The organism is Thauera phenolivorans (assembly GCF_001696715.1).
Taxonomy (GTDB): Bacteria; Pseudomonadota; Gammaproteobacteria; order Burkholderiales; family Rhodocyclaceae; genus Thauera; species Thauera phenolivorans.
On sequence record NZ_MBFM01000001.1, the window covers coordinates 715,786 to 734,774 of the forward strand.

General features: G+C 66.1%; 17 protein-coding genes and 1 pseudogene. 6 read left to right on the forward strand and 12 right to left on the reverse strand.

Features of this window, described 5'->3' with window-relative positions; genetic code table 11:
* Positions 1-5: 5 nt before the first annotated feature.
* The 5 genes from BB334_RS03380 to BB334_RS03400 all read right to left on the reverse strand — a co-directional run bounded on the left by BB334_RS03380 (position 6) and on the right by BB334_RS03400 (position 5,447).
* A complete protein-coding gene (locus BB334_RS03380) occupies positions 6-998 on the reverse strand; it encodes an aromatic/alkene monooxygenase hydroxylase subunit beta (RefSeq protein ID WP_068804295.1) in 993 nt (330 codons plus the stop codon).
* 44 nt (positions 999-1,042) lie between these two features.
* Positions 1,043-1,330 carry a phenol hydroxylase subunit gene (locus BB334_RS03385; protein WP_198531162.1) on the reverse strand — a complete coding sequence of 96 codons (288 nt, stop codon included), beginning with the start codon at positions 1,328-1,330 and terminating at the stop codon, positions 1,043-1,045.
* 12 nt (positions 1,331-1,342) lie between these two features.
* On the reverse strand, positions 1,343-2,272 hold the full coding sequence (locus BB334_RS03390) for a catechol 2,3-dioxygenase (protein WP_068804297.1): 930 nt from the start codon (positions 2,270-2,272) through the stop codon (positions 1,343-1,345).
* 368 nt (positions 2,273-2,640) lie between these two features.
* The gene (locus BB334_RS03395) at positions 2,641-4,335 is read right to left on the reverse strand and encodes a sigma-54-dependent Fis family transcriptional regulator (RefSeq protein ID WP_068804299.1); all 1,695 of its coding nucleotides are present in this window, start codon (positions 4,333-4,335) and stop codon (positions 2,641-2,643) included.
* 182 nt (positions 4,336-4,517) lie between these two features.
* A complete protein-coding gene (locus BB334_RS03400; RefSeq protein ID WP_068804301.1) occupies positions 4,518-5,447 on the reverse strand; it encodes a SphA family protein in 930 nt (309 codons plus the stop codon).
* Between the two features lie 187 nt (positions 5,448-5,634).
* Between BB334_RS03400 and BB334_RS03405 the strand changes: the two genes are divergently transcribed.
* The 4 genes from BB334_RS03405 to BB334_RS03420 all read left to right on the forward strand — a co-directional run bounded on the left by BB334_RS03405 (position 5,635) and on the right by BB334_RS03420 (position 8,150).
* Positions 5,635-6,540 (forward strand): LysR substrate-binding domain-containing protein, encoded by a 906-nt coding sequence (locus tag BB334_RS03405; protein WP_068804303.1) that lies wholly within the window; start codon positions 5,635-5,637, stop codon positions 6,538-6,540.
* 241 nt (positions 6,541-6,781) lie between these two features.
* A complete protein-coding gene (locus tag BB334_RS03410; RefSeq protein WP_021249937.1) occupies positions 6,782-6,988 on the forward strand; it encodes a cold-shock protein in 207 nt (68 codons plus the stop codon).
* 105 nt (positions 6,989-7,093) lie between these two features.
* Positions 7,094-7,813, forward strand: coding sequence for a class I SAM-dependent methyltransferase (locus BB334_RS03415; protein WP_068804305.1), 720 nt, complete (start codon positions 7,094-7,096; stop codon positions 7,811-7,813).
* Complete coding sequence (locus BB334_RS03420; RefSeq protein ID WP_068804306.1) at positions 7,788-8,150, forward strand: hypothetical protein; 363 nt, start codon at positions 7,788-7,790, stop codon at positions 8,148-8,150. Before BB334_RS03415 ends, BB334_RS03420 begins: the two co-directional genes overlap by 26 nt.
* Here the strand turns inward: BB334_RS03420 and BB334_RS17410 are convergent.
* From BB334_RS17410 to BB334_RS03440, 4 genes are all read right to left on the reverse strand, one after another.
* Positions 8,126-9,928, reverse strand: coding sequence for an esterase-like activity of phytase family protein (locus tag BB334_RS17410; protein ID WP_083200252.1), 1,803 nt, complete (start codon positions 9,926-9,928; stop codon positions 8,126-8,128). The two genes, BB334_RS03420 and BB334_RS17410, sit on opposite strands and share 25 nt — an antisense overlap.
* A gap of 30 nt (positions 9,929-9,958) precedes the next feature.
* Positions 9,959-10,543 carry a DUF4956 domain-containing protein gene (locus tag BB334_RS03430; RefSeq protein WP_088179140.1) on the reverse strand — a complete coding sequence of 195 codons (585 nt, stop codon included), beginning with the start codon at positions 10,541-10,543 and terminating at the stop codon, positions 9,959-9,961.
* Between the two features lie 218 nt (positions 10,544-10,761).
* Positions 10,762-12,108 carry an extracellular catalytic domain type 1 short-chain-length polyhydroxyalkanoate depolymerase gene (locus BB334_RS03435; RefSeq protein ID WP_068804308.1) on the reverse strand — a complete coding sequence of 449 codons (1,347 nt, stop codon included), beginning with the start codon at positions 12,106-12,108 and terminating at the stop codon, positions 10,762-10,764.
* Between the two features lie 69 nt (positions 12,109-12,177).
* Positions 12,178-12,594 (reverse strand): CopG family transcriptional regulator, encoded by a 417-nt coding sequence (locus tag BB334_RS03440; protein ID WP_068804310.1) that lies wholly within the window; start codon positions 12,592-12,594, stop codon positions 12,178-12,180.
* Between the two features lie 245 nt (positions 12,595-12,839).
* On the opposite strand from BB334_RS03440, the gene trhA reads away from it, so the two are divergent.
* Positions 12,840-13,463: a PAQR family membrane homeostasis protein TrhA gene (gene trhA, locus BB334_RS03445; protein ID WP_068804312.1), complete on the forward strand. Its 624-nt coding sequence runs from the start codon at positions 12,840-12,842 to the stop codon at positions 13,461-13,463.
* A gap of 77 nt (positions 13,464-13,540) precedes the next feature.
* Here trhA and BB334_RS03450 read toward each other — a convergent pair whose 3' ends face one another.
* Positions 13,541-15,331 (reverse strand): SulP family inorganic anion transporter, encoded by a 1,791-nt coding sequence (locus BB334_RS03450; protein ID WP_068804313.1) that lies wholly within the window; start codon positions 15,329-15,331, stop codon positions 13,541-13,543.
* A gap of 60 nt (positions 15,332-15,391) precedes the next feature.
* Positions 15,392-16,105 carry a hypothetical protein gene (locus tag BB334_RS03455; RefSeq protein WP_068804471.1) on the reverse strand — a complete coding sequence of 238 codons (714 nt, stop codon included), beginning with the start codon at positions 16,103-16,105 and terminating at the stop codon, positions 15,392-15,394.
* Positions 16,106-16,484: 379 nt separating this feature from the next.
* Between BB334_RS03455 and BB334_RS03460 the strand changes: the two are divergent.
* Positions 16,485-18,260: pseudogene (locus BB334_RS03460) on the forward strand (OsmC domain/YcaO domain-containing protein); the annotation flags it as partial.
* A 165-nt stretch (positions 18,261-18,425) separates the two neighbouring features.
* On the opposite strand, the gene BB334_RS03465 reads toward BB334_RS03460, so the two are convergent.
* Positions 18,426-18,989, reverse strand: a 564-nt coding sequence (locus BB334_RS03465) for an IS5 family transposase (protein ID WP_108722487.1), incomplete at its 5' end; no start/stop codon positions are given.

Genomic DNA, 18,989 nt, shown 5'->3' on the forward strand with positions numbered 1-18,989 from the left:
TTCTCTCAGAGGGCGATGCCGGTTTTCTGGATGCGGGCCTTGAGGACCGCGAGTTGTTCGCCGACCGCGTCGTCGGCGTGCGGACCGATGGCCTGTTCCACGATCGGCACCATCGCCGAGGCGGCCCGGCTGCTCCAGTCCTTGATCCAGCCCTGCAGCACCTCGCGGTTGTGCTCCGATTCGGCGGCCGCCACCTTGAGCACCGCATCGATCCACTTGCGGGTTTCGACGGACCAGTCGCTCATGAACTGGGTCAGCATCGCCACCGCGGAGGCGCCCCTGGCCGACAGGAAGTCATCGACGATGCGGTCGTACACCAGCGGATACAGCAGCCCGTCGAGCGCGACGTTCTGTGCCACGAACAGCTCGAACGGGTCGCGCACCATCATCGTGTCCTCGACGTAGCGCCGCAGCGGCTGCCAGGCCGCGCCCTCCAGCCACGCCGCCTTGCCGGCGTCGAGCGCCTCCAGGTCGCCGAGCAGCAAGCCCAGGCGGGACAGGTACTGGGCGATGCCGAGGTTGTCCATCGCGTGGTACATGCACGGCTGGGTGAAGGTGGTGCCGTAGCCGTAGCCGCAGATGAAAGTGTTGTTGAGGTTGGCCCCCCACGCGGCATGGCGCAGCGGCACCAGGACTTTCAATGCGACGTCGCGCAGTTCCGCCGGCAGCATCTCGCCCAGGCCGTGCGACTCGACGAAGTCGAAGTTGGACTCGGCGGTGTCCTGCTGGCGCGCGCGCGCCAGGGTGTAGGTGCTGTAGTAGAACTGGCGCGGATCCTTCAGCGCGTACCAGTCCTCCATTACGATCTTCGTGATGCTCGCGTCGTAGAGCTGCTGCTCGGGATCCCAGGTGGGCAGGTAGTGCAGGTTCTCGGTCGCCTGGATGTCGTAGCTGCCCTCCTGGTAGCGCGACGCCGGCTTGTCGCCGAAGCGGCGCGCGAGATGGTCGAAGGTGTTGCGCCGGGGCTCGATGCTGACCGTGCGAAGGTCGATTTGCATGTGTGTCTCCTGAGAGCCCCGCCGGCGGCGGAGCCCGTTGCTCGTTATCGGAAGCGGGTGTGGGTCGCGTCGCCGAGACGCCAGTTGAAGTCGTCGGGCGTGCCCTCGCCCGCATTCGTCTCGGTCGCCGCCAGAAACTCCACCGCGTTGGTCGCGCAGAATTCTGCGAAGGCGTCGCGTGCAAGAATCAGCTCGGCGAAGATCTCGGGCTCGCCGATGGCGAAGTCGAACTCGACGAAGCCGCCCGCCCGCTCGCCGGTGACCCGCACGAAACGGCGCGTGGCGTCGAGCGCGGCCGGCTTCATTTCCAGCGACTGGTCGGACTCGGTCATGACCGCGGCCACTCAGCTCACGACCGTGAGGAAGGTCTCGTGCAGCTTGCGCTGCGGGTAGTCGAGCCCCTGACCGAAGTTGTCGAAGGTCCAGGTCATCGTTTCGTAGTCGGGATAAGGCAGGTGCCCGCCCATGAAGGTCTCGAAACGGTTGCCCGACGGATCCCAGGCGTAGATCGTGCAGCCACGGGTGACGCCGTGGCGGGTCGGACCAATGTCGACCGGCACCTGGTTCATCGACATGATGTCGCCGGCGCGCAGCACCTGGTCCCAGCTCTCCATCAGGAAGGAGCAGTGATGCAGCTTGCCCTTCTCCGGATACTCCGCGAACGCGATGTCATGCACCTTCTGGCCGCAGGACAGCCAGATCGCGGCGTTGGCGTTGCCGTCGGGCGTGAGCACGCGCTCGACGAGGTAGAAGCCGAGCACCTCGGTGAAGATCTTCTGCACCTCGGCCACGTTCGGACCATAGAGCAGCGCATGATCGAGCCGCACCGGGCCGATGCCGTGCTCGCGCTCCTTGCACCACGGCGCCGGATTGATCAGCGGGATGCCGTTGCCGACCTTCGATTTCTCGGCGTACAGCTCGATCAGATGCCCGGACGGCAGCTCGAACCGCACCCGCTCGCCGGTCTCCAGCATCTCGCCGGCCGGGATGCGCTCGGTGCTCAGGCCATAGGCCTGCAGATCGGCATCGAACTTGTCGAGCGTCGCCTTGTCGAGCACACGGAAGCCGAAGAAGTCGATCCCCGCGCTGTCCGCCTCGCGAATCACGTAGCTGTTGTGGTCGCGCTCGTCCCAGCACTTGAAGTACACCCGCCCCTGCGCATCGCGCCCGGTTTCCACCAGCCCGAGCACATCGCGGTAGAAGCGCGCGCTCTCGTCGAGATCCAGCACCCGCACCTGTGCATGCCCAGGTCTCAGAACACCAGTCATTGCCATCTTTTCGTCTCCTCGGATGGGTTGTGCAATCGGCCGATTCCGGCCCTTTCTGGAAGCCTGCAATCAGCAAGGCTTATTCAAACTTCAGCATTACTAATGCAGAGACCGTGCCACAAAATCCAAGCGCCTGATTTATTTGTGTTTTATTGAAAAAATCGGTGACTGCAGGAAAATCGAGATTTACGTATTTGTACATCGCCCGTCTGCTGCCTTACAAAAGCGTCACGGTGCGCCGCAACACCCCCGGCTCGGGCAGACGACCGCGCGATCCGCCCGGCCCATGAAAAAACCGCCCGAAGGCGGTCGAGGTGGGGTTTGCGCAACGACGCGCGGGCGCCTTCCATGCCGGAAGCCGCGGGACGGCGCGCTCAGTCGGGGGGGTCGCGGTCAGCCTGCTTCAGGCGATAGGCGAGCTGGCGGCGGGTGATCCCCAGCAGCTTCGCCGCGTGCGTCAGATTGCCCTGGGCGCGTTGAACCGCCAGCTCGAGCAGTTGCGTCTCGTGCGTCTGCAGGTCGAAGCCGTCGTGCAGCAGCGAGTCGTAGAGCTGCCTGCGCTCCGCCTCGCTCGCGTCGGCCACCATGCCCTTGCGATCGATCTCCACCCCTGCCTGGTGCGCCGGCAGCCCGCCCGCGAACAGGTGCTCGACCTCGATCTGTTCGCCGGGCGGCACGAGCAGCACGCCGCGCTCGATCAGGTTCTCGAGTTCGCGCACGTTGCCCGGCCAGGCCTGCGCCACCAGCGCCTGCATCGCGCGCTCGGTGATGCCGAGCACCTTCTTGTGATATATCGGCGCGTATTTGTTCACCAGCGCGGTCGCGAGCAGGGGAATGTCGCCCTTGCGCTCCCGCAGGGGCGGAATCGTGACCGGATAGGTGGCGAGCCGGTAGTAGAGGTCGGCGCGGAAGCTCCCGTCCGCGATCGCCTGCTGCAGATTGACGTTGGTGGCGGCGATCAGGCGCACGTTCACCTTGCGCGTCTGCTGGTCGCCGAGGCGCTCGATCTCCCCGGTCTGCAGGACGCGAAGGAGCTTCACCTGGGCGGAGGGCGATAGATCGCCGACCTCGTCGAGGAAGATCGTGCCGCCATTGGCGCGCTCGAAGCGCCCCGGCCGCGACTGCTGGGCGCCGGTGTAGGCGCCCTTCTGCACGCCGAACAGTTCGGATTCGATCAAGTCGTGCGGAATCGCCGCGCAGTTGATGGCGACGAAGGGCTGCTCGCGCCGGTCGCTGTGCTCATGCAGCCAGCGCGCGAACATCTCCTTGCCGACCCCGGTTTCGCCGAGCAGCAAGACGTTGATCGGACTGTTCGCCGCCTTGCTGGCGAGGTCGAAGGCCGCCCGAAAGCTGGGCGAGTCGCCAATCAGGTCGTCCGCCTCGTGGCGGGCGGCGAGCGAGGCCTTGAGCTGCCTGACGTCGTCCTGCAGGCGGCGCAGCGTGCATTCGACGTTGTCGGGCTTGAAATAGTCGAGATAGCCGTCGTCGAAATCCCACAGCTCGGCGGGCTTGCCCACGATGCGGCAGCGTGCCGCGCCGGCGCCGGCGCCGGCGCCGGCACACTCCACCTCGCGAAAGACCACGAAGCGCTTGAGAAAATAGCTGACGTAGCCCGAGGCGTAGCCGACGAGGCTCCAGCACACCGGATCCTCGCTGTGCCCAAAGGACTGCAGGTGGGACTCCACCTCCCAGGAATTTTCCCAGGCGACTTCACCGAAGAAGGTGCCGCGCTCCCAGTCGATCTTGGCGTCGAGGATCGTCGCCTTGACGAGGCCCTCGAAGGCGTGCAGTTCGGGGCCGATCCGGAACGCATCGTAGGGATCGCATTCGCCGGCCAGCTTTGACGCAAGATCCGCGTCCTGCGTGCCGGACGCGAAGCCCATCCGCAGCAACAGGCCGCGGGCCCGCTTCACCCCCAGCGTATCGAACAGCTCCCGGCGCAGGGCGCCGAACGCCTGCGCGTGGAACATCAGCATCCGGCTCTCGCCGAGCCAGATGTGCCCGCTCTCGAGATTGAAGCGAAGCCTCGAACGCAGGTTGAATTGCTCGATCAGTCTTTGCTGCGTCATGCCTGCATGTCTCCACCCGGGCTTGGCGCCGCCGGCACTTTCCAGGCCGAGCGGCGCCAGGTGCACTGATTATCCCCTTTCAGCCGAGGCGACGTCGCGCGTGCGGACGCATGCAAGCGCACGCCTCGGCGCGGTCGCCAGCCCACGCGCGGCGGGTCACCACCGCGCACCACCGAAGGCGGTCAGAGCGACAGGACCAGTTTCAACCAGACCTTGTCGCCGCCGAATCGGTTCTCGGCTTCGACCTCGCGGTGCCATTCGCCGGTGAAATGGACCCCGTCCTTGGTCCGGTAGGTCACGCTCGGCCCGATCGCGAAGACGTCGCCCTTGCGACCGGCGGACCACAGCCCCGGCCGGGCCGGGATGGTGCGACCGTCGATCTCGTCGTTGGTCACCTGCTTCAGGTAGTAGCCCGACAGCCCGAATCCCCAGGGGCCGACATGCTTGCCCACCAGGTAATCCATGTGGAATTCGTCGCCGGACTGGTAGTCCATCTTCGGCGCGCCCGGCGCGGGACGGAAATCCGTGTTCTCGGACTTGATGTTGTACATGAACTTGGCGGACGCCTCCCAGCCGGTGTCCGACAGGTAGGTCACGCCGACTAGCGGCACCATGCTCCAGTAGTTGGCGCCGATGCTGCGTCGCGCATCGTTCGAGTCGTACCTGCCGGTCGGCAGATTGAAGTCGATGCCGGCGACCCAATGCCAGTTCTTGCTGTGCCAGGCCAGGGCGAAGGGGTTGATGGTGATGTCCCCCACGCCCGCGACGCGCTTGTCGCCGCCGCCCAGGTCGGTGCGCTGATGCACCAGCGGCACGATCACATGCCAAGCCCAGTTGCCGCCCAGGATCCGGCGCTCCGACACGTGCAGATAGCGCAATGCATCGAACCACGCACGCGCCGAGGTGCCCGCCACCGTGTCGCCGTTGCCGTCCTTCAATTCGGCATCGTAGTAGCCGAAGTAGTTCAGGAAATAGCCGCCCGGCGGCGGCAACGCCCCCGAGTACCAGGTATCGGCGCCGTTCGGATACTGGTCCGCGCCTTCCTTGGCCTGGGCATTGCCCACGAGTGCGCACGCCAGTGCGAGCGCGGTCAGCGAAATACGTCCGTTCATGATCCCCTCCTCTCCATCGCCGGATCGTTGTCTTCGATTCACGGCAGTTCCGGCACCGCTGCGATGGCGAGGAAATTAAGTCTTGCGGGACTTACCGTCCAATACCGATAATTTTCCCGCTTGATACCTCCAGAGTATCGAAAGAGGCACTGCATCCCGCTTCCGACCCACACAGGGAACGCCCGCGATGGACCTTCGACATCTCCGTTATTTCATCGCCGTGGCCGAGGAAGGCAACCTCGGTCGCGCCGCGCTCCGGCTGCACATCTCACAGCCGCCGCTCACCCGCCAGATCCAGCAGCTCGAGGACGAGCTCGGCGTATGTCTCTTCCGGCGCACGCCCAAGGGCATGGAGCTGACCCAAGCCGGCGAACTCTTCCTCGAAGAAGCCCGCAACATCCGCGCAGTGGTGGAACAGGCGACCGAGCGCACCCAGCGCGCCGGTCAGGGCAAGCTCGGGCGGCTCGACGTCGCGATCTTCGGATCTGCGATCCTGGACGCGATCCCCAAGCTGCTGCTCTCGTTCAGGAACACCCACCCCGAGGTCAAAGTGGTGCTCCACACGATGACCAAGGCCGAGCAGCTCGACGCCCTGCGCCAGCGGCGGATCACCGTGGGCTTCAATCGCATGCTCGGCCCGATGGCCGAGATCGGCACCGAGCTGGTCACCACCGAGTCCCTGCTGCTGGCGGTGCACGAACGCGATCCGCTATCCGCGCTTCCCGCCATTCCATTCCGCGCCCTGGCGGACAATCCGGTGGTGCTCTTCCCCACCGGCGCCCGCCCCAACTTCGTCGACAAGGTCATGGCGCTGTGCCACGAGCGCGGTTTCGAGCCGCTCGTCTCGCAGGAGGTCGGCGACGCGGTGACCGGCGTCGCCCTCGTGGCCAGCGGCTTCGGTGTCTGTCTGGTGCCCGAATCGGCGACCACGTTGCAGATCCCGGGCGTGCTCTACCGCCCGTTCGTCGACGCTCCGTCGCAGGCGTTCGTCGACCTGAGCTGCGTCTTCCGCGTTGACGACCAGTCGCCGATCCTGCGCGCTTTCCTCGACACGGTGCGGGCGTTCCGGGAGCGCCAGAGCGCCCGCCCGTAGCCGCAGGCAGGCCTGCGCGCCGCGACTGCCGGCGGGCAGGCCTGCCCTTTTCACCGCACCGAAAGAAATAGCTATCTTTCTCCGGGGACTTCCCCCATACTCCGCCGCAGCGATATTCAAGTCGTGTCGTTTGTTTGATGGTTTATCCGATTTGTCGGTTTTAATCCCCCAAGTCATACCTCGCCGTCTTGAAACTCGCCCCATTCAGGGGGCTTTCCCCAATTCTCAGGAGATTCAAGACATGGCAACAGGTACCGTCAAGTGGTTCAACGATTCGAAGGGCTTTGGTTTCATCACGCCGGAAGCCGGTGGTGAGGACCTCTTCGCCCACTTCTCCGCCATTCAGGGCCAGGGTTTCAAGACCCTCGCGGAAGGCCAGCGCGTCAGCTTCGACGTGACCACCGGCCCGAAGGGCCTGCAGGCGTCGAACATCCGCGCTGCCGACTGAACTGTGTTGCGGCCCCGCGCTTGAAGCGCGGGCCGTCTTCACGGATCGACTCAAGGCCCGACAAGTGTCGGGCCTTTTGTTTTTTTCAGGCACGGGAGAAGTCGCTTGCTCGGTTATGAGGTCAAGTTCCAGACCGTCGGCGTCGCCGGCGGCGCCGAGTTGAAGATAAGATCGCTGCTCGATCTCCTTCAATTCCACGACCCGCTGGGCGAAGCCGAGGCGGCGGGGATTTCCTCGGCGACCTGGCCGCTCTTCGGCCAGCTCTGGCCTTCGGCACAGAAGCTCGCCGGGCTGATGCAGACCCTCGATCTGCGCGGGCGGCGAATCCTCGAGACCGGCTGCGGCCTCGGCCTGGCCAGCCTGGTCATCCACCGACGCGGCGGCGATTCGACGGCAAGCGATTGCCATCCCCTGGCCGAAACCTTCCTGCAGGCCAACCTGGCGCTCAATGACTTGCCGCCGCTGAAGTACGGCACCGGCATCTGGGGCAGAGCCAATCCCGGGCTCGGCGAATTCGACCTGATCATCGCCAGCGACGTGCTCTACGAGCGCAGCCACCCGGAACAGCTGTCCGAATTCATTCAGGCTCACGCCGCCCCCGCGGCCGAGGTCCTGATCATCGATCCACGGCGCGGTAACCGCAGCGCGTTCAATCGCCTCATGGGCGAACTCGGTTTCGGCCTGACCGAAACCCTGATCGAAACGCCGCTGGAAGACGGCACGCCTTACCGCGGCCGCCTGTTGCGCTATCTCAGGGGCTCGCCCCACGCGACCATCCCCATCGAACAAGGAGTTTTCAATGTCCCAGCTCATCCAACGAACTGAACTCAAGACCTTCTACTACACGCCGGTCCATTGCCCGTTCTGCGGCGTACGCGTCATGGGCGCCGACCCGCAGGACGAGACCCGCATCACCGCCTGTCCGCACACGCTGTTCATCGCCCACGACACGGCGTTCGAGTATCGCTCCGCGCGCCTGGACAAGAACCTCGAATTCGACGGCCTGTCGGAACGCGAGATCGAGGCGAAGTGGCACGAGGACGAGCACGGCATCGACGGCCTCACCGACAAGGTCAGCCTGGCCGATGCGATCAAGGTCGCCGCCTACGCCCCCGCTCCCTCGGCGTATGGCTCCTACTACGGCTTTGCGCCGGTCGAATAGGTCGCGTCGACGGTCGCCGCCCTGCGCCGCAGGACGGTGAAGGTGGTGCCGCGGCTCGACCTGCCGCGATCGTCGCTGACGATCATCACGCGGCCCTCGCCGAGCGAGGTCAGGCCCTCGAAGTTGTCGGCCTCGGCCGGGCGGTCGAGGACGGCGAGCTCGCGCACCGGACAGACCTGCCCGTCCGCGCACGCGGCCAGATCGACCTCGCTCAGCACCACCATCAAAGTCCTGCCCTTGCCCTTGCCCGCTTCGGCGCGCTCGAGCACCAGCAGGCGGCCGTCGTCCATCACGTCCATGCCCTTGAGGCGCGCGTTGCGGGCCGGATGGCTGGGAAAGGACCAGGCGCGATCGCGCCCGACCACCCGGTGGTGGCCCGCGCGCTCGCCTTCCAGCGGCGCCTCGGCGGCCACCAGCAAACCGTGCTCAGGATGCATGGCGACCGCCTCGAGCATCGCGTTGTCGCGACGGAAGCGCGCCGGATCGTCCAGCCCGCCGGGCAGCGGCAGGATGCCGAGCGGCTGGCCGGCGAGGGAGTAGCGGATCACCCGCGGCTCGCCTTCGGTCGACACCAGCAGTTCGCTGTTGCCCTTGATGCCGTCGTCGGCGCCGGTCACGGCGAGGCCTTCGGCATCCACGCCGGCGCCGCTGCCCGGCGGCGGCGCGAGCCGGCTGGCCGCGATCGGCTCGACCTCGAGCTGGCCGCTGGCGCCGAGCTCGACGCTGAAGCGGAACAGCACGCCACGATCGGAAACCGCATACAACCGCCGCTCGTCGGCATCCCAGGCCAGGCCCGAAAGCTCGGAGATGCGCTCGCCGTCCACCGCGGCACCGATCACCCGCAGGGTGGCCGCGACCGTGAGCGGTTCGGCGGCCTCGGCCTGCATCAGGGGCGCAAGCAGGGCCGCAGCGATCGACAGCATGCCCGCGAGCCGGCGCAGCGGCCGACGTGCGACGCGGTGCGCGACCGCGTGCGCCGGGGTCGCCACGGGGCGACGCGGCGGCTCGACCTCGAGCTTGCGCAGCGCGGGCAGGAACTTGTTGTGGCGCTCCACCGCTTCCAGCGCTGCCATGCCCACGCAGTACTTGGAGCAACGCGAGGTCGGGTGCTGGTGCAGCGCGCGCAGGATCTTGTCGGCGATGCCGTTGCCATTGGCCGACTTGGTCTCGACGATGAAGACATCGGGCGGGGTCATGCGTTGCCGCCCGCCCTTGCGAAACAGCAGCCTGCTGTCGATGGTCATGCGTTCGCCGCCTTCCCGCGCCACCAGCGTCACGCGCTGATAGCGCATCTCGATCACCGCCTGCAGCGTGTGGCGGAAGGGCTCGCCGTACTGCTTGCGATAGGCCGAATCCACATGGGCACAGGCCTGTTCGTCGAGCATCCCGTACTTGTCCACCGTGTAGTCGAGCCGCTTCTTGACGGTGATGCCGCGCTTGTCCTTGAGCTTGACCTCGACGAAGCACAGCTGCGCGTCGGTGTATTTGCGCACCCGCACCTTGCAGCGGCGGCGCCGGCCCTGGTGGTGGTCGTAGTAGCTGTGGAGCTCCTCGTCGTCGAAGTAGCAGGTCTCGTAGGTGAAGGCGCGCTTGCCGTCGATCTCGAGGACCTCGAAGTGCTGCGCCAGTTCGGCGAGCGCCTCGCGCAGCACGCTCTCGCGCACCACGTACTTGTTGTCCAGGCGTTCGAGCATGGCGGCCTTGACGTTCAGGGCCGCGAGCGTGATCGGGGTGAATTCGGCGAACAGGGGTCGCGCACGGTCGATGGTGTGGCTCATGTCGGTCTCCGGGGCTCGGGCGGGTGATGCTCAATGCTTGCGGTAGAAGACGTTGATGCGCGCCATGTCGTTGATGTAGTCGAGCGTGGTGATCTGGTAGGACATCACCTCCACGCCGAGACGGGCAGAGAGATCGGCGCGCATGACCTCGGGCCTGGACAGGGCGTGGGCGTCGATCTTGTCGAGGGTGATCTTGACGCCGTCGGCCGAGCGCAGGATGCGCGGGTGGTCGATGATCCAGGCCGCGAGCAGGATCAGCGCCGCGACGGTGGCGACGAACTCGAGGGTCGTGCCCTGCACCGAACAGATCACCGCGATCGCCACGCTGCCGAAGAAGTAGGTGATCTCGGTCTTGCTGATCTGCTCGGAACGCAGCGAGAACAGCGCCAGGATGGCGAACAGGCCGAAGCCGGCGGCGACGCTGAATTCCACCGAGGACAGGATGGTCAGCACCGCGAACGCGAAAATGTTGAACATCGCGGCGGCGGTGACCAGCTCCTTGTCACGATAGCGGCGGTAGTACATGCCGAACACCAGGGCGACCATCGCGGCGATGTCGATCGCGAAACGGGCGACGAGTTCGATGACGACGGCCTGGCTGAAGTCGGGGCTCATTTTTTCTCTCCAACGGTTGGGGTTGTGCGGGCTTCTCGCCGGGCGTGCTCTCGTACGCCCTTGCACCGACAACGCGCTGGAGGCGCGGCTATTCCCGCCGCGTCCCGGTTCTTACATTTTCGTTACAAACCCCGCTGCGCCGCCTCACCGCATGGCGCACAGCGCCTGATGGAAGCCGTCCGCGGCACCGGCCGCGTGGCGACGGCCTCGACCAGCCCTCAGCCCGCAACTTCGGGCCGGGGATTTTCGAGGAAGAAGCGCATCATTTCCCCGGTCGCATCCGGTCCCTTCGGATCGGTATAGGAGCCACTCGCGCTGCCGCCGGACCACGCATGGCCGGCACCGTGGATGAGCCAATGCTCGGCGATCGCCTGGCCGTCGATTCGCTGGTAGAGGGTGCGGGTGTACGCATGGCCCTGCGGCACCTGTCCGCGCTGCACGGTGACGCGCGGTTCGGGCGCGCCCTGCGTGCGCTGCGGCGCGGTGGGCGGCATGCACTGGGAGATCACCTGGTCGCCGTTGCCCGGATGGACGGTGGTGTCACGGTCGCCATGGAAGACGATGGCGGCGACCGCCTGCGCGCCGGCGATGGTTCGGGCGTCACCCCCTAGCGGCGCGGCCCGCCCCTGTTGCATGGCCGCCAGCGCGGACGGCAGATCGCGCGCGACCGCGTGCGGCAGCCCGGAATGGATGCCGACTGCCGCGTACAGCTCGGGGTAGGTGACCGCCATCGTCATCGCCATCGCGCCGCCCGCCGACAGGCCGGCGACGTAGATGCGGCGCTGATCGACCGCGTGGGAGTCGCATACCTGACACGTCATGCCGGCGATGATCGACGGCTCGCCCTGATCGCGCTGCTGGTCGCCGCCCTTGAACCAGTTCCAGCACTTCGAGACGTTCGCACCGCCCGTCTGCGCCGGGTAGAGCACCAGGCAGTGCCGCTTTTCGGCGAGTTCGTTCATCTTCGTGCCGGCGGCGAAATCGTCCGGGTCCTGCGTGCAGCCGTGCAGCATCACCACCAGCGGCAGCGGCTGGCCGTGATACGCACTCGGCACATACAGCCTGTAGGCCCGCGTGCCGGCGTGATTGGTAAAGGACGCGGTGAGGAACTGCGCACCCTCGGGCAAGGGCGCCGGGGCGCCCTTCGCCATCGGCTGCGCGAACGGCCCGTGCAGGGGCTGCCATTGGCCACGCAGCGCGGCGCCATCGAATCGGGGCCAGGCCGGACGAGCCGGCGACGCAGCCGCCGCCGCGGCGGATGGACCGCGCCGCGGCTGCTGCCGTGGCCTGGCCGCGGGCTCGGGGTCGACGATGACGAAGTCGGCATCGGTCGCCGGGCCGTCCTCACGCCTGGCGCGCGTGGCGCGGTGGCCGGCGGGCTCGGCGTCCATGAGGAAGACGTCGTGCTCGACCGGCGTCCCGGTGTGCGGTGTGGCGCCGGCGGCGGGCTCGGTCCCGTGGCCGCCATTGAGGGTGCGCTGGATGAGCGCGGTCGCCTCGAGCAACTGTCCGGCGCGGGTGAGGCGCAGGGCTTCGAGCATTGCGGAATTCATCGGTGCGTTCATTGCGGAATCTCTCCTGTGGCGCCGGCTCGCGAGCGAAAGCCGCCGAGCCGGCGCGTGACACCCTGGGGGTCAGTGGATGCGATCGGCCAGCGCGGCCTTGACCGCCGGGCTGGCGTGGAAGGCGCCCAGCACGACGATCGAATCGATCGTGGCGAGGGCGAGTTCGGGCGGCACGTCGTTGGCGATGCTGGCCAGGCCCAGCACCTGGATCTGCAGGGTCTGCCCGGCGGCGCGCAGCGCCTCGAGATCGGCACGCGTGTAGCGCTGCAGCCCGAGGACGAAGGTCTTGCGCGCCACCGTTTCCCGCACCACCTCGGCGTGGGTGGCCAGCTGGTTGCGGATGGCGGTGCGGATCAGGTCGGTGCGGTTGGAATAGAACCCCTCCTGCACCAGCAGATCGATCTGCCCGAGGTCGACGACGCCGAGGTTGATGGTGATCTTCTCGCTGACTTCGCCGGCTTTCTGACGCAACTCGTGGACGCTCATCACCATCTCCTTACCATCTATATGGATGGTAGTTTAGGCTCATGAGGTGTCCTGTCAAGCACGATCCGTCTGCGCACCGGGGTTTCAGCGTGAGCTGCAGGCGCGGGCGGCGCGCCGTCAACGCGGATTCGGCGTCGTTCGTCCCGGACGCTTGATGCCGTTAAGCATCGCGCCTTCCGTGGAATGGCGCGATGATCCCTGTTTTTTTGTTGGTACCCTGAAGCTCAGAGGCAGCGGAGGCAAGGATGACGACGCTGGAACGATTCAACTCGCTCAGCCACTTGCTGGGAGCGGTGGCGGCCACGGCGGGCACGGTCCTGCTGTTGCTGGTGGCGGGGCCGCAGGGCGATCCCTGGCGGCTGACCAGTTTCAGCATCTATGGTGCCTCGCTGATCCTGCTGTACGCCGCGTCGTCGCTGTCCCACGCGCATGACGGCAGCCGCCGCGGCATCCTCACCCGGCTGGACCACTGCAGCATCTATGTGCTCATCGCCGGCACCTACACCCCGTTTACCCTCGTGACCCTGCGCGGCCCCTGGGGCTGGTCCCTGTTCGGCGTGGTGTGGGGCCTGGCCCTGCTCGGCGTCCTGATCGATCTGCTATGGAAGCAGGAGCGGCGCATCGTGCCGGTGGTCATCTATCTGATCATGGGCTGGCTGGTGGTGCTAGCCGTCGAGCCGCTGCGGCGATCGATGGATCCGGTGGGCTTCGATCTACTGGTGGCGGGCGGGCTCGCCTACACCCTGGGGGTGCCGTTCTTCGCCTTGGCCCGCTACTGGCCCATGCTCCACGCGATCTGGCACGTGCTTGTGCTCGCCGGCAGCGTGCTGCATTACCTGGCGATTCTCTGGTATGTGGCGCCGGGATAGGCGCGCGCATTTGAACGCAAGGCGACCGGCAACGGTGATTGCTTTCCTGCGCGGGCCGGGGTTGTCGATCCGGCGCGTCACGCCTCGCGGTCCTCCCAGTCCACCCACTCGACGTCGTGGCTCGCCAGGTAGGCGCTGACCGCGGCACCGAGGGTGGGAAAGAAGGTTTCCTCGCCCAGGCGGGTGAGCAGGCCGAAGCGCTTGAGCTTGTCCTTGACCGGATCCTTCATCTCGGCGAAGCACAGCTCGATTCCGGCGGCCTGCAGGGTCTCGACGAGCTCGGCGAGCATGTCGGCGGCGGTGACGTCGACGCTGGTGACCGGCTCCGCCGCGACCACGAGCCGGCGCACCGGCGTCGGCGACTCCTCTACCGCGTCGAGCACGCGCTCGTGGAACAGCTCGGCGTTGGCGAAGAAAAGCGGCGCGTCCCAGCGGAACATCACCAGCCCGGGAATGCGGCGGGCGTCGGGATAGCGCGTGATGTCGTGGTAGCCCTTGACGCCGTCGGCACGGCCGAGCACCGCGAAATGCGGCCGCCAGCCATCCCACAGGAATTCGATGACTGCGGCGACAATCGCCAGGCCGATGCCGGGGATGACGCCTAGCACCACCACCCCGGCGGTGCAGCCCACCGAGAGCCAGAACTCCCAGCGCTGGATGCGCCAGATGCGGCGCAAGTCGGCGATCTCGAACAGGCCGAGGGCGGCCGCGATCACCACCGCCGCCAGTGCGCTGGTCGGCAGATTCCGCAGCAGATCGGGGGCGATCAGAAGCAGCAGGGCGACCGCCAGCGCGCCGACCACGCCGGTGAGCTGCGTGCGTGCACCGGCGGTCTCAGCAACGGGGGTGCGCGAGGAGCTGCTGCTGATCGGGAAGCCCTGGAAGAAGCCCGCCGCCAGGTTGGCGGCGCCCAGCCCCACCATTTCCTGGCTGGGGTCGACATGGGTGCGCGTGCGCAGCGCGTAGACGCGCGACAGCACGCTGACGTCGGCGAACGACACCATGGCGACGGCAAGCCCGCCGATGAACACCGCCTCGAGGTCGGCCCGGGTGATCCAGGGAATGGCGAAGGCGGGCAGGCCCTGGGGCAGCGAGCCGAGCACCGCGACGCCCGCCTCCTCGCCGAGATCCAGCGCGCCGACGATGAGCGTCGCCGCGATCACCGCGACGAGGATGCCGGGGATGCGCTTGAAGCCCCGCAGCAGCAGGATGATCACCAACGTGCCAGCGCCGAGGAGGAAGGTGGTCCGGTTGCTGCGCCCCTCGGCGATCGCCACGCCGATCGCCCACAGGTCCTGCAGCGGCCCGCCGCCGTCAACCGAGAAGCCGAACAGCGCCGGCAGCTGGCTGATCAGTACCGTCAGCGCGATGCCGTTCATGTAGCCATAGCGGATCGGCTTGGACAGCAGCTCGGTGACGAAGCCGAGGCCCAGCAGTCCGAACAGGATGCAGGCCAGGCCCGAGACCACCGCCATCGCGCCGGCGAGCGCCACCGCGCGCATCGGGTCGCCGCCCGACTGCTGCACCACCACCGCGAGGATCAGGGCCGCCAGCGCACTATCGGGGCCGATCACCAGGATGCGGCTGGGGCCGAACAGGGCATAGGCGAGCAGCGGGACGATCGTGGCGTAGAGGCCGTAGATCCCCGGCAGCCCCGACGCGACGGCATAGGCAATGCCGACCGGCACCAGCATCGCCGCCAGCACCAGACCGGCGACGAGGTCATGCCGCAGCCAGGCCAACCGGTAGCTGCGCAGAATCCGCAGGCCGGGCAGCCAGCGCATCCAGTCGGCCACGTCGGCGCCCCGGGCGCGGCGAACGAGGCGGCCGGATTCGGGCTCGGTCGGCGGGATGTCGGGCTGGCTCATGGGCGTCTCTGGGTCGGATCCTGGTTGGCGGCGCAATTCGGGCGACACGGCCGCGCCGCGCTAGTGCCCGGGCCCGCCCTCGGCCAGGCTGCCGTCCCTGGCCGGATCCATCCTGCCGCCAACGGCGGCACCTTCACCGCCACCCCCGCCCCTGCCGCCGCCGGCCCGGTCGCCCCCGCCTGCCGCCGCCCTGCCCCTGGCGCCGGCGGCCCCACCGCCTGGACGCGTCGGCCCCTGCTTCGGAATCTCCAAGCCGGCGGGGACGGGCTCGAGGTCGAGCACCTTGCGAATGAAGTCGCGCAGCGAGACCACCAGTGCGTCGGTATGGACCGGGCGCCCCGCGGCGAGATCGGTCGCCGCCTGGGCCGCCATCCGCACCTGCTCCTCGTTGCCGAGCAGGATCACGTCCGACAGCGCTGCTTCGACAGCATCACGGATCCGTCGCCTGCGATCGGACGAGCCCGAGGACGCAGTCTCCTCGCCCGTATCCGCGCCTCCGCCCCCGGCGGCCTCGGCCGGGGTCCGCTGGCTCAGGAGTTCACGCAGGTGGGTGGGATCCACCACCAGATCACCGGTGAAGGAGCCGCCCAGCGTCTTGTAGGCGGCGATCAGGGTGCGCAGGCGCTCGTTGATCTGACGGTTCTCGCGCTGGCGGCGCTGCTGCACCGACTCCATCACCAGCAGGCGGATGCCCACCATGACGAAAGTGACCACCACCAGCCCGAGCACCGTCGTCATCACCGCCTGCCACGAACTGAAATCCAGAATGCGCATTTTGGAGGCCTCGCTCCGGGCTCGGCTGCCCGAACCCCATGGGATGTCCGTCCGCTCGAAACCCCGGATCCGAACCATCCATTCGCCATCGAACAAGGCGAAAGCCGGCTGGACGGAAGCAGTCGTCGCCTGCATTCTACTTGCAGACCGATGCCGCCCGCCTGTGTCAGCGAACTGCTGATTCATTCGGACGCCCTCCCCCGCACGATCGATGCGTCGATCCTGGCGCGCCAGCGATTACCCGCGCTCGATACCCCGGGTGCATCCCGATTGCCACGGAATCGGGGACCCTCGAACAGCCGAAAAGAACGATTTCTCCATTGGCAAAACAGCGATAATGGCAGGCTGCTCGCTTTGAACGCAATTTCAGGATTCCCGCATGGAAATTCAGGTCAATTTTCTCGACAAGCTTCGTCTCGAGGCCAAGTTCGATGACTTCACCGTGGTCGCAGATCAGCCTATCCGCTATAAGGGAGATGGCTCGGCGCCCGGCCCGTTTGATTACTTTCTGGCTTCGTCGGCCATGTGTGCGGCTTACTTTGTGAAGCTGTACTGCGAAACGCGCAATATTCCTACCGACAACATCCGCCTGTCGCAGAACAATATCGTCGATCCTGAAAACCGCTACAAACAAATCTTCAAGATCCAGATCGAGCTGCCGTCGGATATCTCCGCCAAAGACAGGCAGGGCATCCTGCGCTCCATCGACCGTTGCACGGTGAAGAAGGTGGTGCAGACCGGGCCTGAATTCGTGATCGAGGAAGTCGAGAATCTGGATGCGGATGCCCAGTCCTTGCTGACGCTGACTCCGGATCCGGAAGCGAGCACCTATATCGCAGGAAAGGATCTGCCGCTCGAGCAAACCATCGCGAATATGTCGAGGGTTCTGGCGGGCCTGGGCATCAAGATCGAAATCGCTTCGTGGCGCAATATCGTTCCCAACGTGTGGTCATTGCACATCCGCGATGCGCACGCGCCGATGTGCTTCACCAACGGCAAGGGCGCCACCAAAGAAAGCGCGTTGGCCTCGGCCCTGGGTGAATTCATCGAGCGGATGAACTTCAACCATTTCTACAACGACCAGTTCTGGGGGGAGCACATCGCCAACGCGGCATTCGTGCATTATCCGAATGAGCGCTGGTTTCTACCTGGCCCTGATGATGCGCTGCCGGCTGAAATTCTCGACGACTACTGCCTGCGGATCTACGACCCCGAGGGCGAGTTGCGTGGCTCGCATTTGTACGACACCAACTCGGGCAACGTGGCGCGCGGCATCTGTTCGCTCCCGTATGTGCGTCAGTCGGACGGCGCGGTGGTGTATTTCCCGTCCAACCTGGTCGACAATCTGTTCCTCAGCAATGGCATGAGTGCCGGAAATACGCTGGCCGAAGCACAGGTGCAATGCCTGTCGGAAATCATCGAGCGCGCGGTCAAACGTGAAATTCTGGGCGGTGAAATCGCACTGCCCGATGTGCCGCACCAAGTACTGGCGAAATATCCCGGCATTCTGGCCGGCATCGAGGCGCTGGAGAAGCAGGGCTTTCCGGTGCTGGTGAAGGATGCGTCGATGGGAGGGGCGTTTCCGGTGATGTGCGTCACCTTGATGAACCCACGCACGGGCGGAGTGTTCGCCTCTTTCGGGGCGCACCCGAGCATGGAGGTGGCGCTGGAACGCAGCCTTACCGAGTTGCTGCAGGGGCGCAGTTTTGAAGGCCTGAACGATTTACCCGCGCCCACCTTCGAAAGCAACGCCGTAACCGAGCCGCACAACTTCGTCGAGCACTTCATCGATTCCAGCGGCGTGGTGTCATGGCGTTTTTTCAGCGCAAAAGCCGATTTCGATTTCGTCGAGTGGGACTTCTCCGGCCAGGGTGAAAACTCCAATGCCGAGGAAGCCGCGGCCTTGTTCGGCATTCTCGAGGGCATGGGCAAGGAAGTGTACATGGCAGTGCATGACCAGCTCGGCGCAACGGCCTGCCGCATCCTGGTGCCGGATTATTCGGAAATCTATCCGGTGGAAGACCTGATCTGGGACAACACCAACAAAGCACTGTCGTTTCGCGCCGACATCCTGAACCTGCATCGCCTCGACGATGCCAGCCTGGAAGCACTGCTCGAGCGACTGGAAAGCAGTGAGCTCGATGACTACACCGACGGGCACCTCGAATAACCCGAGGTTTTCAGTGAATCCCACCGCGCAATGATGACGGCGACCGAGTTTGGTCCAATTTCTCTGGCAACCCACCGTGTTTCTCGGCGGAGTTGCCCCGTTTTTGCCTCGAATCGCCCCAGGCATCGGCGATTCGGCCCATTTCGGGCGTCAGAAGGCCTCGATTCCGGCCTTCCGGAAGTAGACCAGCCGCTTCAGGTTGTAGCAGGCGGTCATCATCGTCATCGCGAAGCTGGCCCGCGCCTGGCCGATGGTGCGCAGCAACTTGCCACCCATCTGCTCGAGGGCGCCGAACACGTGCTCGACCCGGGCGCGCGTTTTGGCGATGCGCTGGTTACGCCGCTGCTGGCACTCGGACAGCGGCTTGTTACGCTTGCCCTTCCTCTGGATCTGATTCCGGAAGCCCTTCTCTTTGAGCCAGGCTTCACGCGCCTCGGACGGGTAGCCCCGGTCGGCATAGACGTCCCGACTCGTATTGCCCGCATCGAAGACGTTGTCGAAGTGCTGGCTGTCGTGCGTACTCGCCGTGTCGGTCTCGATTCGGCGAATGATCTTGTATTTCTTGTCGACGTTGATCGAGAGCTTGTAGCCGAAGTGGCTCTTGCCGTGCTTCTTCGTCCAGGTCGCGTTGATGTCCTTCTGGCGCCGCTTCGCAGGCTTCCAGTCGGCGGGCATCGCACCTTGCTCGATCAGCGCCTTCTCGCCTCGGCTGTT